The sequence below is a fragment of the Acinetobacter sp. genome (assembly GCF_050285345.1).
Lineage (GTDB): Bacteria > Pseudomonadota > Gammaproteobacteria > Pseudomonadales > Moraxellaceae > Acinetobacter.
This window is the reverse complement of sequence record NZ_JBLZXR010000132.1, coordinates 1-16,546: the sequence shown is the minus strand read 5'-3', so window position 1 is coordinate 16,546 and position 16,546 is coordinate 1. Positions and strand designations below refer to the sequence as shown.

Genomic DNA, 16,546 nt, shown 5'->3' with positions numbered 1-16,546 from the left:
TTTTGTGTGTAGGCTTCTTCATTTGAAAATTATATCGCTGAAAAAGCCTTTACAGATAGGTTTGTGCAACAAAGCCCATAAAATACGAATTCATCATCAGTGAAACAAAATAGCAAATTGAGGCTTAACAAACAAACCCTGATGTAGAGTTTTTCATCTGATCAAAGTATTTCAAGGCTTATCTGCACAATAAAAAAGGCCATTTTAAAATGGCCTTTTAATCTTAAAGTTTTGGATCTCTGATTTGCAATAAATTCGAATTTGCTTTCACCAAGGATTCCATAACTTTTGACATCACCGTTGGAATTAAGGTATCTGCGACTTGCGCAGCTTGCAGCCCAAGTTTTTCGCCTAAGGTTGGTTTTTTACGTGTCTCAATCATATAAACTTCATGTTGAGCCAATAAACCGAGCAAGTACTCATCTGAAGTTTGCAATTTATCGACCAGATTTAGATCAAGTGCATCCTGACCATACCAGTGCTCACCGGTTGCCACTTTTTCAACATTCAATTGTGGGCGGTATTTTTCAACAAAGTGCTTAAATAAGTTATGTGTTTGTTGCAGCTCTTCTTCAAACTTCGCTTTACCTTCTGCAGTGTTTTCACCAAACATCGTCACCGTACGTTTGAACTCTCCTGCTGTGTACAGTTCAAAATCGATATGCTTTTCTTTTAACAATCGATTGAAATTCGGCACTTGTGCAACAACCCCAATAGAACCCACAATCGCAAAGGGTGCAGAAATAATCTCTGAACCAATACATGCCATCATATAACCGCCACTGGCTGCCACTTTATCCACACAAATAGTGAGATGAAAGCCTGCATCACGAAGACGCACCAATTGTGCTGCAGCAAGACCATAGCCATGCACCATCCCGCCCGGACTTTCTAAACGAAGTACCACACGGTCACGACCTGCTTTCGCCGTTGCCAAAATTAGGGTAATTTCTTCACGCAGGCTTGCAACTGCTGAAGCGGCTGTATCGCCATTAAAATCGATGACATATACTTTTTGGTTATTTTTTTTACGTGCACGCGCTTCTTTTGACAATTGTTGAGTTAATTGCAAAAGTTCTAATTTAGATGCCGTGGTTTGAGCAATTTTTTTTCTTTGTTCATTAATTCGCGCATTTAAATGATGTATGCGAATTTCTGCAGGCAGTTTGGTGGTATGAAATAACATAGAAAATCTATTCTCAATTTAATTCGGTTTATATAGTCTAGATTAGGCCAATATCGGTATTTTTCAATGGTGTTTATTCATCTTATTGTGGGCAATTTTGTCTTTATAAAACATATGGCATAACCCAAGAATAAATCACAATAGAAATTATTACCCCAAATAAGATCTCACAAACTTCGACCATACTGCCGCACCTAAAGCACTTCTTCCTTTCCGCTCGCCGATTCAAAATAATTAAGGCTCTAGACTAGCAGATTTACACTTAATTTTACCTAATGATGTTCCACAACTCAGTTGCTAACTCATTAGGTTCTCTCATCCAACGCCATTCAGACTCCTTCAGATGGTAGTCAAAATAGTCTTTTGAGATACCATTGAACTTGGATAATCTTCGTTTACAGAAACTCCAAAATGATTCTATTCCATTTATGTGACATTGTCCTCTAGCAAACTCATTTGCTCCGTGATTTACCCTGAAATGCTTTGAATAACCAACATCAACTAGACCATTATAGCCTCGCCACCCATCACTATAAATGACGCTTTCTAGTGCCACCTTACCTAAGATAACCTTTTGTAAAGTCTTCATTTTACAGTCATGAACGATTTCAGTATAAACACGCCCATCCCGTTCAAATATTCCAAATACAGGTTGTTTTAAAGTGCCACGACCACGTTTTAACTTCCCATGAAAACCACGTTGTCGTTTAGCGCCAAAATAACTTTCATCCACTTTAATAGAACCTACAAATTTAGTTCTTAAATCTGTTTGATGACCATAAATGACTTCCCTAAAAAGCATGTACCAATAGTTGATCGTATTGCGATTTAAATTAAGTAATAATGCAGTTTTAGAAGCGGGAATATCAATGCAAAAGCATTGAATGATTTTTTTAATCTTGTAGTGACTTAATTTACTGTTTTTTATCATGATTACAGACTATAGCTGATTACTTAACTCTTCAGTACACCAAAGACCTTAAAGAATCGAATTTTACAGGTATTTTTACGTGCTGATATTTTTAGAATTTAGCTATAACATAACTAGTCTGCTAGTCTAGAGCCTAATTAAATTTAACCAGCATAAAAAACAGAGCTCTAAAACTCTGTTTTTATTACTTTTGAATGAATACAAATATTAACCAAAACGACCCGTAATATAGGCTTCAGTCAATTGATGATCTGGCTGCGTGAAGACTTTTTCTGTCGAGTTCACCTCAATCAAATCCCCCAAATGGAAATAAGCGGTACGATCAGATACACGTGCGGCCTGCTGCATCGAGTGCGTCACAATTGCAATGGTGTATTGATTCGACAACTCTGAAATTAATTCTTCCACTTTTGCCGTTGCAATTGGGTCTAGTGCAGAACACGGTTCATCCATCAAAATCACTTCAGGAGAAACAGCAATGGTACGCGCAATACATAAACGCTGTTGCTGACCACCAGAAAGACCTGTACCCGGTTGGTTCAAACGGTCTTTCACTTCATCCCACAGACCGGCTTTACGCAAACTATTTTCAACAATTTCTTCCATGTCATATTTGTCACGTGCCAAACCATGCAGTTTCGGGCCATAAGCAACGTTATCAAAAATCGACTTTGGAAATGGGTTCGGTTTTTGGAACACCATACCCACTTGGGCACGCAATAACACCACATCCAAATTTGGATCATAAATGTCTTGGTTATCCAACATCACGTTGCCAGTAACACGACACGAGTCGATCGTGTCATTCATACGGTTTAAAGTCCGTAAAAATGTTGACTTACCGCAACCTGACGGACCAATGAAAGCAATTACTTCATTTTCATAAATGTTGAGATCAATGCCTTTAATCGCTTCCGTTTCGCCATAGTAAACATGCACATCATTGGTGCTGATTTTTACACTGGTCGATTTTTCATCTTTCTTTGGACTTGCTTGTGTATCGAACTGTGAAACGAACGATGTCGACGTTTGCGTTTGACTGCCTTGAGCAGAAGTAAATTGGGTGTGTTCTTGATTCACGGACTTATCCTGATCTAAGGAATTCTTTTTAGATGTAGCGACTGTATTCATATCATGCTCTCTCTTACCAGCGTACTTCAAATTTCTTACGTAACCAGATCGCTAAACTATTTAGGCTGATCATGAGAGCAAGAAGTACAATGATTGCTGCCGAAGTACGTGCTTCAAAGAAGTTACGTAATTCATTACCTTGCCATAAGAAAATTTGTACAGGTAAGGCAGTCGATTGATCTAATGGTGTAGCAGGTACACTGGCCACAAAGGCACTCATACCAATCAATAATAATGGTGCTGTTTCACCTAAAGCCTGTGCAACACCAATGATCCCGCCGGTTAAGATCCCCGGTAATGCGAGTGGTAATACATGGTGAAATACGGTTTGTATACGTGAAGCCCCCAAACCGAGCGCAGCTTGACGAATCGAAGGTGGTACAGCTTTAAGTGATGCACGAGTGGTAATAATTACCGTTGGTAAAGTCATTAAACTCAGAACCAAACCACCAACCACAGGTGCAGATAATGGCATGTGCATCCAGCCAATAAAGATCGCCGCACCCAACAAACCAAAGACAATTGAAGGAACTGCTGCAAGATTGTTAATGTTCACTTCAATCACATCAGTGATCCAGTTTTTAGGTGCAAATTCTTCAAGGTAGATCGCAGATGCTACACCGATTGGGATCGCAATCAAGATCACAATCAACATCATAAACAATGAACCCATAAATGCACCAGCAAGCCCTGAAGTTGCAGGTGAACTACGTGAGTCCGGATTTGTAAAGATATCCGTATTAAAGGTGCTGTTTATCACACCGTCTGCTTTTAATTTGTCTGCAAGCTGACGAACTTCAGGACTCAACTGTTGCTGCTCATCTGGCAGGCTACGGTCAATATTTCCTGCTAGCCATACATCGACATTGGCATCTGCAAGAATTTTCAAGTCCTGCTTTTTACCAATTAACGATGGATCTTCAAGCACCATATCACGTAGGCGATAGGCTTCTGAGCTGGTGTAAAGGCTATTTAAGTCATCACGTTGCGATGCAATCGCAGAATCTTTGGCAATGATGCCATTTACGATCAATGCATCCCAATCCACTATCCCCATTTCAGTTTGCCAAGCGATGTAACGCTCTTGATACTGTGCTGGGGATTCCCCTTGTTTTTGTACAGGCTTCGCACCAACATTCACAATGGCAGGATCAAAATACACTGGTACAGTCATGCTGCTTTGCCAGAATGCCGGTAAACCTTTGGCTAAAATACTGCCGAAGAGCAAAACAACAAACAGTAGACCTGTCACTACAGCACTAAAGCCCAGTACACGGAAAGTTTTTTCTTTACGATGACGTTTTGCCAGTGAGCTTTCGATGATTTTTTTACGTTTCTCACGCAGCGCTTCGGCAGCTTGTGGATCAAAACCTTGATCCATATTGGATGTATTTGTCGTACTCATTCGTATTGCTCACGGTATTTACGCACAATGTACAGTGCAACAATATTCAGGCCTAAAGTGATCACAAAGAGTGTCAAACCAAGGGCAAAGGCAACCAATGCTTGCGGGCTGGCAAAGTCTGTATCACCTGTCAGTTGGTTGACAATGGTAATGGTCACAGTCGAAACGGCTTCAAGTGGGTTAATGTGCAGCAATGGACTGTTCCCTGCTGCAAGTACCACGATCATGGTTTCACCAATTGCACGAGATGCTGCCAATAAGAATGCCCCGATAATCCCCGGTAATGCCGCAGGAATCACCACTTGTCGAATGGTTTCTGATTTTGTTGCTCCTAGCCCCAATGAACCATCTCGTAGTGCACGTGGGACTTGAGTAATGATGTCATCTGACAAAGAGGATACAAACGGGATAATCATAATCCCCATGACAAAGCCAGCGGTCAGCGCACTTGTGGCATTAATATCTAAACCAATCATTGCTCCAAAGTCTTTGGCAAATGGGCCAATCACCATTAAGGCAAAAACACCATACACAATGGTCGGAATACCAGCCAAAACTTCAATCGCAGGCTTTGCCCATGAACGGAAACTTGGTTTGGCATATTCGGCAAGATAAATCGCAATCATTAAACCAACAGGCACCGCAACCAAAAGTGCGATACCACTGACCATCAGAGTTCCCCACAGTAATGGAAGTAGGCCATAACTGCCTTCTGCATTACCCGTGGTACTAAATCCTGGGTTCCATTCAGTGCCAAAGAAGAAGTCCAATGGACTGACAAAGCTAAAAAAGCGCATCGCCTCACTGAACATCGACATCACAATACCGACTGTTGTCAGAATTGCGACACCTGAACATAAAGCCAAGGCAACATTAATCACTTTTTCAACTTGATTACGTGCACGATATTTTTCTGCAATGCGGCGTTTAGCCATCACTAAACCAATCAATGCCGCACAAATCACAACTGCAAGTTTTGCAAATGAACCAATGTTTTCAATTTTCTTTAATTGTTCTGCTGCTGCAAGTTCATACGCAGCTGGTGTATCACTAACCCCAAAACCTGACGCAATCGCCTGTACTCGATCCACCATCACACTGGTCGTTGCAGGATCTAAACTTGAACGAATATTTTCAGGGACATTATTTAAAATAACATGCTGAAAAATACTTGGCTCAATTAAGTTCCACACAATGAGAATTAGAAAAGCGGGAATTCCACACCAGAGCGTGACCAAGACACCATAGTAACCCGGTCTTGAATGTAGCATTGCTGAGTTATTGCCTTTGCCTGCAAGTTTACGACTTTTGGTCAGTCCAACTTGATAAGCAACTGCAATGATTGCGAGCAATACACCAATGAGTAGCAGATTCATGTAATCTCCACTGTTTTTTCAACGCACTATTGTTGAAAAAACTGTTTCTTTGCAAAAAACCGATGGCAGGTCATCCCTGCCATCGGCTGTTTTATTCCTATTATTTAACTGCTTTACCAGCTTTAAAGTTTGCAAGAACTGCTGCGCGTTCTTTATCTGACATTGAAATCAGACCTGCTTTTTCAAGCTTAGAACCTTTTCCTGACACTTTTTTGCTTAGGAAGAATTCTGTGTATTCTTTTAAGCCTTTGATTGATTTCAAGTGTTCGCCTTTCACGTAGAAGAACAATGGACGTGATACAGGGTAAGAACCATTTAGAATAGTTTTCTCAGATGGCGCCACGTTGTTCACTGTTGCTACACGTAATTTGTCACGGTTTTGATCATAGAAACCTAAACCAAATACACCTACTGCATTTGGAGAGGTTTTTAAGCGTGCCAAAGTTTCAGTGTAGTCGCCTGCAATTTCAATAACGCGACCATCTTTACGGAAGGTTGAACATGCTTTCTTTTGTGCATCTTTATCAAGCGCTTTGATCGCTGCATATGTTTCACAGCCCGCATCCACCATTCTCTCTTGGAACACTTCACGCGTACCGTGATTCGATGCTGGAATCACCAAAGTGATCGCTTCATTTGGCAGTGTTGGATCGATTTGATTCCAACGTGTGTATGGGTTTGCAACCATTTTACCTTTTGATGGTAATTCAGCTGCTAGTGCTGCATAAACGTGTTGTGGACGAAGTTTAAATGCTGCTTTTTTTGCATTTGAGGCAAATACAATACCGTCATAACCGACTTTAATTTCAAGAACTTGGTTTACACCCGCTTTTTTACAAGCAGCAAGTTCTGTATCTTTAATTTTACGAGAAGCGTTTGCAATATCGATGGTATTGTCACCAACGCCATTACAAAATTGTTTTAAACCACCTGAAGTACCACCTGAACCAACAACTGGCGCTTTAAATTGTGGGAATGTGTTACCAAACTCTTCTGCAACAATACTTGCGTATGGCAATACAGTTGAAGAACCAGCAATCTGAATCGTGTCACGAGCTGCGTTTGCAGTCGTTGCTACAGTTGCCCCAGTAATTGCTACAGCAAGTGCAATATGATTTAAGCGCATTCTCATCTCTCTTTATTGATGCATTTATTGGAGTACGCCACTTTTTATAAAGTCTTGTACTTTTTCGATATCTGCATTTTGATTTTAGAGTATGACAATTAGGTTACATCTTTATGACGCTTTGATGATAATTAATGAGTGCTCTTTGATTCAAAAATAATTTCTTAATTTTCAATGTGTAATAAAATTTATCAAAGTATATTTTTGATTTAAATCTTCTTTTAAATTGGTAATATTTCATTTCATTGTCATATTTTGTCTTCATTCATTGCCATAAAACCTTATTAATCCGCATTAAAATTTAAAAAATGTCGAAATAATATGACTAAAAAATTAAAAATAATCGCGATTTTTTTATCCGTATTGCTGATCTCTCCATATTTAAAAATCACAAACGATGAAGACAAGATTATTTTAGACTCATTTCACTGCCTTTTTATCCCAATAAGGACTTAAAAAAATCCACTAAAAACCCAAAAAATAAAAAGGAGACCATTCGGTCTCCTCTTCTCACACTCACAATCAATTAATCAATTGCAGGTGTATATGTACCATCTGCGATTGGGCCTTTGATACGATCCGCTTCTGCAAGCACCAATGCAAGCAAGTTCTTCACGTTATCTAAGGTCGCAACTGGACTTAAAGTGGTCATTTTCAAAGACTGAACCTGACCCACTTTAGTCACACCAATATTCGCTTCACCACGCGCAAACAATTCATCTGCAACGTTTTGGTTCAACGTATCCAGCAATTCAGCTGGATAACCTGCTGGCACTACACGGAACAAGACCGATGCAAATTGCGGATCGACCAACATTTCCAGACCATCAGTTGCATTAATATAATCTGCAACATCACGTGTCAATTTCACACCGTGGTCAATCATCGAACCGTAAAGTTCTTCACCAAGTGCTTCAACCGTCATCCACAATTTCAACGCATCAAAACGGCGCGTAGTTTGCAATGACTTAGACACCAAGTTTGGAACACCATGCTCTTCATCATAAGCCGAGTTTAGATACTCAGCTTCATAATGCATGAAACGGTAGTTCGCTTCGTCTTTCAGCAAGAATGCGCCACATGAAATCGTTTGGAAATAATGCTTATGGAAATCCAGTGTTACTGAGTCAGACAACTCGATACCATCTAACATTGAACGATAGTCATTTGAAAGAATCAGTGCACCACCCCATGCTGCGTCGATGTGCATCCACGCGCCATATTTGTTGGTGATTTCACGAATTTCTTTCAATGGATCAATCGCGCCTGCATCAGTGGTACCTGCAGTCGCCACCACACATGCCACAATTTTGCCTTCAGACTGAAGGTGCGCCATGGTTTTTTCAAGCGCGTCCATGTCCATGCGTGCATTTGCATCGACTGGAACAGTCACAACAGATTGGAAGCCCATGCCCATCATCGCCATGTTCTTTTGCACAGAGAAATGCGCATTTTCAGAACAAATGACTTTAACGTTGCGCATCGCCTCATTTGGCACGCCATCACGCTGAACCGACCACAGATTGCCGTTTTCGTCTTTCCAGTTTTTAGCAATACATGCATCACGTGCAAGCAAAACGCCCATTAAGTTTGACTGTGTACCGCCAGAGGTGAATACACCTGCTTGACCTGCACCGTAACCAACTTTTTGACGCAGCCAATCAATTAACTGCACTTCCATCAATGAACCTGCTGGGCTTTGATCCCATGAGTCCATCGATTGGTTTGTTGCATTAATTAACACCTCCGCGATTTGACTCGTCACCATGGTTGGACAATGCAAATGCGCAAGTGAATGTGGGTGATGTACTTTTAAGCTTTTGTTAAGGAAAAGCTCAACCATACGATCTAGCGATTTTTGTACACCCATGCCTTCTTTAGAAGGATTAAATGCAATTGCACTGCGAAGCTCTTTGATGCTACCGCCAGTGTACATTTTGTCATTTTGCAACCATGCAGAAACGGCTTTTACCGCTTCGCCCATTGCTGACTGGTAATCAGCAATGGATTGTGCATCATTGCAGAATAACGCTTTACGATGTTCTGCAAAATCAACCATTACGCGCCTCGAACTGCAACTAGAGCTTCAGCAAGTGCTTTTTTGAAGCGGACAATCACTTCTTTACATTCAGCTTGATTAATGATCAATGGGCAAAGTAAACGAATGACTGTGCCATTACGACCACCTTTTTCTAACAACAATTTGTTGTTAAAGCATGCTGCTTGAATCGCTGCTGCCAATTGAGAATCACCCGGTAAAGACCCCATGTGATCTGCTTTTTGGCGTTCATCTACGATTTCAATACCAATCATCAAACCACGGCCGCGTACGTTACCGATACATGGGAATTCCACCGCTAATTTTTTCATTTCAGCTTGAAGGAAATCACCACGCTCTTGCGCGTTTTGCGCCAAGTTTTGTTCTTTAATGGTTTTGATCGTTGCAAGACCAGTACCCATCGCAAGCTGGTTACCACGGAAAGTACCGGTGTGACCCGCTGGTTGCCATGCATCAAACTTACGTTTAATACCTAACACTGCAAGCGGTAAGCTACCACCCACTGCTTTAGACATAACCACTACGTCTGGTTCAATCCCTGCATGTTCGAACGCAAACATTTTACCTGAACGACCAAAGCCTGCTTGAACTTCATCCAAAATCAATACGATGTTGTGCTTTTCAGTGACTTCGCGGATTTTCTTTAACCATTTTACTGGTGCAGTAACAACACCACCTTCACCTTGAATCGCTTCAAGAATCACAGCTGCTGGTTTAGTTACACCGCTCTCGACATCTTCAATGAAGTTTTCGAAATAATAAGTTAATGCATCAACACCCGCTTCACCGCCAATACCCAATGGGCAACGGTATTCATGCGGATATGGCATAAATTGTACACCTGGCATTAAGCCATTCACTGCATTCTTCGCTGACAAGTTACCTGTCATGGCTAAAGAACCGTGAGTCATACCATGGTAACCACCTGAGAAGCTGATTACTGAACTACGACCAGTGTAGGTTTTTGCTAATTTAATTGCTGCCTCTGTACCATCTGCACCAGATGGACCACAGAACTGGAGGCAATACTCTTCTTTACCACCCGGTAATTGCTCAAGTAGTGCTTCAGTGAAGGCATCTTTTAAAGGCGTTGTTAAATCCAAAGTATGCAATGAGAGTCCACTTGCAAGTGTGTCTTGGATACTTTGAATGACCGCAGGGTGATTATGGCCTAATGCCAGTGTCCCTGCCCCAGCTAAACAATCGAGGTACTCTGTACCTTCAACATCAGTAACCCAGCAGCCTAACGCTTTGGCTATCGCAAGTGGAAGTTTACGTGGATAGCTACGAACATTGGATTCCATCTGACTTTGGCGAGTCAGGTAGTATTCGTTAGTAGAATTAGTGGCAGGATTTACAGAAGAAACGCTCATATCGAATTACCATCTCTGATATGGGTTGAAAGAAATAAGTCGGGTGACTTGCGGTCCTTTGACTCGGTGCTTTATAGATTCCAGTTAGTTTTAAGAGCTCTTTGTGTAATGGCTAACTAGACGGCGGATGATACAGTCTTTTTCAAAAAAATAAATCACTTTTATGATCAAATAAAAGGATAATTCTGCAAATAAACACATCAGTCTTATCAATAGCCTGAATTATCATCTTACTCTGTGACAAAACAAAGAAAAGCCCTTTATTTTAGGCTTTTTTAAAACTTATGAGTGATTATTGTAAACTTCATTTAAATAAACATTTAACCATTTGATTATTAAATATTTAAATGATTATTTACTTTTGATTTTTTGTTCAAAAAATTACAATCTCACCACATATTTTCCTTTAATCCATCACATTCACATTTTAAGATGTAGAAATCGGCTAAATTAGCAATTTTAAAGAAGAATAGGTCAAATAATGCGTAAAATTATCTTATCAACTGTATTTTTAGCATCTAGTCTGAGCTTACCCATTCTTGCTCAGGCAGCAGACCCTCTCAATTATAACTTAGTAAACATTCAGTCAGACGCAACACGACAAGTATCTAATGATGAAATGAATGCTGTTTTATACATTGAAAAGTCCAATAAACAGCCTGCTGAACTTGCTACACAAATCAATCAATTGATGACTCAAGCGGTCAACACTTCGCGTAAATACCCGATGGTGAAAATTGAAACAGGCTCACAAACGACTTATCCCATTTATGACAATGACAACCGAAAGCTGAAAGAATGGCGTGGTCGTGCCGAAATTCGCCTTGAAAGCACCGACTTTAAAGCTGCGAGTCAATTAATCAGCGAATTGCAGCAAAACTTCCAAACTCAATCCATCAACTTCTCTGTATCTGATGCACAGCGTAAAAAAGTTGAAAATGAACTGATGGTCGAAGCCTCTAAAAACTTCCAGCAACGTGCTCAAGCTTTGACTCAAGCATGGAACAAATCTGGCTATAATTTGGTGAATCTTAATTTAAATACCAACAATTACAGCAACCCAATTTCACCACGCATCTCGATGATGAAAGCAGCAGCTCCAGCAGATATGGTTGCAGAACAAGCCATGGTAGGCGGTGAATCTAAAATTTCTGTCAATGCGAATGGTGCGATTCAGTTTAAATAATTATTTCACTGTTCAGATAAGACCGTGTACAAGCACGGTTTTATTTTACCTATGATAAAAATTTAAGAGTCTATTAACTGTCTAGACTCTTATTTTGACCGAATCAAAAATTGAATCAAAAAAAACAGCTCCGAAGAGCTGTTTTTTTTAAATTTGAATTAATAGATCGCCATGTGATTACGATGAATCATTTCAAGAGATCGTGCTTCACCCAACACTTGATGAACTTTGTCTGAAGCCAAACCTTTGACGATTTCAGCAGAGCGTGAACTAAAGTTGACCCGACCGACAGCTACGCGATGTCCTGCTGTATCGACGCATTCCACAACATCACCACGTTCAAAATGTCCTTCAATTGCTTTCACACCAACAGGCAATAGACTCCGGTGATTATCACGAATCGCTTTCACTGCACCATCATCAATCACCAGACGACCTGCGGTTTGCAAGTGTGCTGCTAACCATTGCTGATGTGCTGTTACGCGGTCATTATCGGTAATAAATAACGTACCCAGTAACTCACCTGCCATCACCCGTGACAGCACATTATCGCTATCACCACTGGCAATCACAGTTGGACAACCTGACTTTGCCGCCAAACGCGCTGCGCGAACTTTGGTCAACATACCACCACGACCAAATTTACCACCACCACCAGCCATATCGAACAAGGTTTCATCCATGGCACGAACCGTATGGAACAGTTTTGCATCTGGATTCGAACGTGGGTCTGAGTCAAACATGCCTTCTTGGTCGGTTAAAATCACTAACAAGTCTGCATGTACTTGACCAGCAACCATCGCCGCCAAAGTATCGTTATCACCAAAGCGAATTTCATCGGTCGATACCGTGTCATTTTCATTGATGACTGGAATGACACGCCAGTCGATCAAGTGTTGCAACGCATCACATGAGTTCAAATAACGGCGACGATCAGCCAAATCATCATGGGTTAACAATACTTGAGCCGTGCGGATAGAACGTTGTTCCAATACACTCGACCAAGTATGAATGAGGCCCATCTGACCAATGGCTGCACAAGCTTGTAGACTGGGTAGATCGGTGGGTCGGCTGTCCAAATTCATCCGCACCATCCCCTCAGCCACAGCTCCGGAAGACACAAGAATGATCTCGTGTCCTGCATTGTGTAGTTCTGCAATTTGACCCGCCCAATGCGATATCGCGTCCAGATCTAACCCTTTTCCGTTTGCTGTGAGTAGAGATGATCCGATTTTAACAACGATACGTTTACAACCCTTGAGCTGACGTTGCCCATCTACCACTTCTATCATCTTGTCCTCAGACTTATTTGCTTTGACTCTTCTTCAGCAATTAACGTACGTAGTACGATTCTGCTTCATCTTCACCATCATCATCTTCATCATCAAAGTCTTCACCTTGACCTGCTAGACGTTGTTGACGGCGCATTTCACGATATGCTTCTTTCGCAGCAATCGTTTGCTCACGCGTTTCAGCTTCAAGCTGATCACGGAATTCTTTCATTTCTGCTGCATATTCAGGATCTTCAACTTCACGTTCGCGTTGTTGTTCAATCTGATCCATCAAGTAGTACACCACATCTTTAGTGCCTTCAAAGGTTAAACCTGAAGTTTTAAAGACTGGGCCTTCCCATTTCAATTCAGCCAGAATGTGATCACACCATTCTTCACGTGTATCATCTGCCAATTGATCGACTTTGTTCAGTACCAATACAATGGGTAATTTTGAAAGTGTTGGAGAGAATTTTTTCAACTCTTCCAAAATCGCTTTGGCATTGTACGCAGGGTCAGAACCATCAATTGGCTGAACATCGACAATGTGCAATAAAATACGGGTACGTGCCAAATGTTTCAGGAAGCGAATACCTAAACCTGCACCTTCTGCCGCACCTTCGATTAGCCCCGGAATATCCGCCATCACGAATGAACGATGGCTGTCAGCGTCAACCACGCCAAGGTTAGGCACCATGGTAGTAAATGGATAATCTGCCACTTTTGGTTTTGCGGCTGAAACTGCACGGATAAAGGTTGATTTGCCCGCATTTGGCATACCCAACAGACCTACATCTGCAAGTACTTTTAATTCAAGGCGAATTTCACGGAATTCACCTTTTGTGCCGTGTGTACATTTACGTGGAGAACGGTTGGTTGAAGATTTGAAGTGAGTATTCCCCAAACCACCTTCACCACCTGCTGCCACTAACACACGCTGACCGTCAGCCACTAAGTCGCCGATGATATCGCCAGATTCTGTATCTACAATTGTTGTGCCCACTGGAACGAGCAATACGGTATCTTCACCGCCACGGCCTGAGCAGTTCGCACCGCGGCCATTTTTAGCACGTTCTGCACGGAATTTACGTGTATAACGATAATCTACAAGGGTACTTGTGTCGTTGTCGGCTTGTACAAATACATTACCGCCACGCCCACCATCACCACCATCTGGACCACCAAATGGTACGAATTTTTCACGGCGAAAACTGGCTACGCCATTGCCACCGTCGCCAGCCTCTACGGTAATGACTGCTTCATCAACAAAGCGCATGTTTGCCAATCCTCTAAAAACTTTAAAACCGCTTATTCTGCCATATTTTAAAGAATTTCTCGAATAATATTATTCAGTAATCCTATAAATGCCATTCATCTTCAGCATTGAACGATCTTTTTCGACACGCCTAGCATTTTTTGAAAATTATTCTATGTGTATTAAAAATTTATGAATGACATAGAGCTGACTTTTAAGAATAAAAATGAGCTATTTACGTGCATTTTCTTTGGCTTCGGCAATGTCAGGCAAACTCTTTTCAATCCACCCAATCAAATACATCAATTTTTCGGCAGCTTGCGAACCAGTCATGGTCAGTTGATATTCCACTTTCGGCGGCACAACCGGATAAACCGTGCGCAAGATAAAACCATCTCGCTCCAACATTTTTAAAGTTTGCGCGAGCATTTTTTCACTCACCCCTTCTATACGCTGCTTTAACTCACTAAAACGATGCACACCTTCCGTTAAGCATCGTAATACGAGCACAGACCATTTATTAGTGAGGTGTTCCAATATTTCACGTGATGGACAATTTGTGGATAAAACTTGTCCAAGCAATTTACTTGTCGCATAGGCATTCATTAATTCTTTCCCTCAAGCCATTAACTTACTTTTTGGCATGTACTTACATTTAGTAAGTTATCAGATTAAGATTTATCCATCAAGATCATTTATTCAACAAAAAGGGTTTGAAAATGAAAATTGCAATTACAGGTGCGACAGGCCAACTTGGACAATTGGTCATTCACTATTTACTCAAAGAACAAGCAGCAGCCAATATTATCGCTTTGGTACGTTCTCCAGAAAAAGCCGTTGACTTAAAATTACAAGGTATTGAAGTCCGTCACTTTGATTATGATGTGCCAGAAACATTGCTCCCTGCTTTGCACGGTATTGATAAATTGCTACTGATTTCTGCCAATGAGGTTGGCCGTCGCACACCACAACATAAAGCTGTGATTGATGCTGCCAAAGCCGCGCATGTACCTTATATCGCTTACACCAGTTTATTACGTGCCAATACATCAAAATTAGGGTTATCTCAAGAACACCGTGAAACTGAAAATCTGATTCAAGCCAGTGGTTTAAGCTATACTTTTTTACGCAACAATTGGTATATCGAAAATTATTTAACTGCGATTGCTCATGTTATCGAAACAGGCACTTTATTGGGTGCTGCTCAACAAGGTCGAATCAATGCTGCGACCCGTGCTAACTATGCTGAAGCTGCGGCAAAAGTGCTTACAAGCACTGGTCATGAGAATAAAACCTATGAACTGGCCAGCTCTGAAAGTTTTACGCTAACAGACTTAGCCCAAACCATAACAGAGCTTTCAGGTAAAGCTGTTCATTATCAAAATCTCTCGGCGGCCGATTATACCCAAAGACTTTTACAAGCTGGCTTGCCTAAAAGTTTGGTGGATGTGATTGTCGATGCCGATCTACATACTGCTGAGGGTGCCATGTACAGTATAGATAAAACCCTTGAACAGCTGATTGGTCATCCAACCACTTCGCTTCAAGAGGCGGTAAAAGCAGCCTTTCACTGAGCGACTAAGGACGCAGATTTTTCAGTGGTAAATCCATCTTCATATTGAGATTAGCCTTGGTATTCCGCTCTGCGTTATACATGGTTGCATTAAAACTGGCGATTTTTCGCATGGTCATCGGATCATTCAGTTTTAACTGTGGTGCAAATTTGTGTACCACATGCAAACCCACCATTTCATTAAACTGCAAATGCACAGGCCCATTAAAATTAATTCGAACTGGAAGCTGATAGCTTTGCTTTAAATGAAATGGCACATCCAACTGGATTGGAATATCTATTTTTAACGGCAGTTTCGGTACTAATTCATTTTTAACCACCAAATCTGTTGTGGCTTCTAAAGGCATAGTCTGATTAATTTTAATTTTGGTCAGATAATCAATATTCACAGCAATGGGCACTTCAACGCTAAATTGAAGATTCGCCAAATATTTTCCTTTTAAAGGTAATTGTAGCTGACGGTCCAAGTCAATTTGAGTCTCTAAAGTACCAATGGACTGGGTTTGTAAATAATTGCCCACAGAAATTTTGGTCGGCAATGAATGGGATAATTGAATATCGGCATGATTTGCATGTACCTGCATCGAAGCATAAATATTTAGGCTCTAGACTAGCAGATTTATACTTAATTTTATCTAATGATGTTCCACAACTCAGTTGCTAACTCATTAGGT

Annotated in this window: 13 protein-coding genes and 1 pseudogene; 2 read left to right on the top strand and 12 right to left on the bottom strand. The window is 41.0% G+C overall.

The genetic code is table 11. From position 1 onward, the window contains the following. Positions 1-223 precede the first annotated feature (223 nt). The 8 genes from sohB to ACN6OV_RS11625 form a co-directional block, all read right to left on the bottom strand. Positions 224-1,186 carry a protease SohB gene (gene sohB, locus ACN6OV_RS11660; protein ID WP_427953131.1) on the bottom strand — a complete coding sequence of 321 codons (963 nt, stop codon included), beginning with the start codon at positions 1,184-1,186 and terminating at the stop codon, positions 224-226. A gap of 268 nt (positions 1,187-1,454) precedes the next feature. Beyond that, positions 1,455-2,117 carry an IS1595 family transposase gene (locus ACN6OV_RS11655; protein ID WP_427953129.1) on the bottom strand — a complete coding sequence of 221 codons (663 nt, stop codon included), beginning with the start codon at positions 2,115-2,117 and terminating at the stop codon, positions 1,455-1,457. 207 nt (positions 2,118-2,324) lie between these two features. Next, complete coding sequence (gene pstB / locus ACN6OV_RS11650; RefSeq protein WP_427953127.1) at positions 2,325-3,248, bottom strand: phosphate ABC transporter ATP-binding protein PstB; 924 nt, start codon at positions 3,246-3,248, stop codon at positions 2,325-2,327. A gap of 13 nt (positions 3,249-3,261) precedes the next feature. Beyond that, positions 3,262-4,653 (bottom strand): phosphate ABC transporter permease PstA, encoded by a 1,392-nt coding sequence (gene pstA, locus ACN6OV_RS11645; RefSeq protein ID WP_427953125.1) that lies wholly within the window; start codon positions 4,651-4,653, stop codon positions 3,262-3,264. Further along, positions 4,650-6,029: a phosphate ABC transporter permease subunit PstC gene (gene pstC / locus ACN6OV_RS11640; protein ID WP_427953123.1), complete on the bottom strand. Its 1,380-nt coding sequence runs from the start codon at positions 6,027-6,029 to the stop codon at positions 4,650-4,652. The genes pstA and pstC overlap by 4 nt, the downstream gene beginning before the upstream one ends. Before the next feature lie 100 nt (positions 6,030-6,129). Beyond that, positions 6,130-7,161 (bottom strand): substrate-binding domain-containing protein, encoded by a 1,032-nt coding sequence (locus tag ACN6OV_RS11635; RefSeq protein ID WP_427953121.1) that lies wholly within the window; start codon positions 7,159-7,161, stop codon positions 6,130-6,132. A 520-nt stretch (positions 7,162-7,681) separates the two neighbouring features. Continuing rightward, entirely contained in the window at positions 7,682-9,214 is a 1,533-nt protein-coding gene (locus tag ACN6OV_RS11630; RefSeq protein WP_427953119.1) for a pyridoxal phosphate-dependent decarboxylase family protein, read from the bottom strand. Then, complete coding sequence (locus ACN6OV_RS11625) at positions 9,214-10,587, bottom strand: diaminobutyrate--2-oxoglutarate transaminase (protein ID WP_427953117.1); 1,374 nt, start codon at positions 10,585-10,587, stop codon at positions 9,214-9,216. The genes ACN6OV_RS11630 and ACN6OV_RS11625 overlap by 1 nt, the downstream gene beginning before the upstream one ends. A gap of 481 nt (positions 10,588-11,068) precedes the next feature. On the opposite strand from ACN6OV_RS11625, the gene ACN6OV_RS11620 reads away from it, so the two are divergent. Further along, entirely contained in the window at positions 11,069-11,773 is a 705-nt protein-coding gene (locus ACN6OV_RS11620; RefSeq protein WP_427953115.1) for an SIMPL domain-containing protein, read from the top strand. A 158-nt stretch (positions 11,774-11,931) separates the two neighbouring features. On the opposite strand, the gene proB is transcribed toward ACN6OV_RS11620, so the two are convergent. The 3 genes from proB to ACN6OV_RS11605 form a co-directional block, all read right to left on the bottom strand. Continuing rightward, positions 11,932-13,065, bottom strand: coding sequence for a glutamate 5-kinase (gene proB, locus ACN6OV_RS11615; protein ID WP_427953113.1), 1,134 nt, complete (start codon positions 13,063-13,065; stop codon positions 11,932-11,934). Between the two features lie 40 nt (positions 13,066-13,105). Next, entirely contained in the window at positions 13,106-14,320 is a 1,215-nt protein-coding gene (gene cgtA, locus ACN6OV_RS11610; RefSeq protein ID WP_427953111.1) for an Obg family GTPase CgtA, read from the bottom strand. Positions 14,321-14,530: 210 nt separating this feature from the next. Continuing rightward, complete coding sequence (locus tag ACN6OV_RS11605; protein ID WP_427953109.1) at positions 14,531-14,905, bottom strand: winged helix-turn-helix transcriptional regulator; 375 nt, start codon at positions 14,903-14,905, stop codon at positions 14,531-14,533. A gap of 113 nt (positions 14,906-15,018) precedes the next feature. On the opposite strand from ACN6OV_RS11605, the gene ACN6OV_RS11600 reads away from it, so the two are divergent. After that, positions 15,019-15,873 (top strand): SDR family oxidoreductase, encoded by an 855-nt coding sequence (locus ACN6OV_RS11600; protein WP_427953107.1) that lies wholly within the window; start codon positions 15,019-15,021, stop codon positions 15,871-15,873. 4 nt (positions 15,874-15,877) lie between these two features. On the opposite strand, the pseudogene ACN6OV_RS11595 reads toward ACN6OV_RS11600, so the two are convergent. After that, positions 15,878-16,474: pseudogene (locus ACN6OV_RS11595) on the bottom strand (hypothetical protein); the annotation flags it as partial. Between the last annotated feature and the right edge of the window lie 72 nt (positions 16,475-16,546).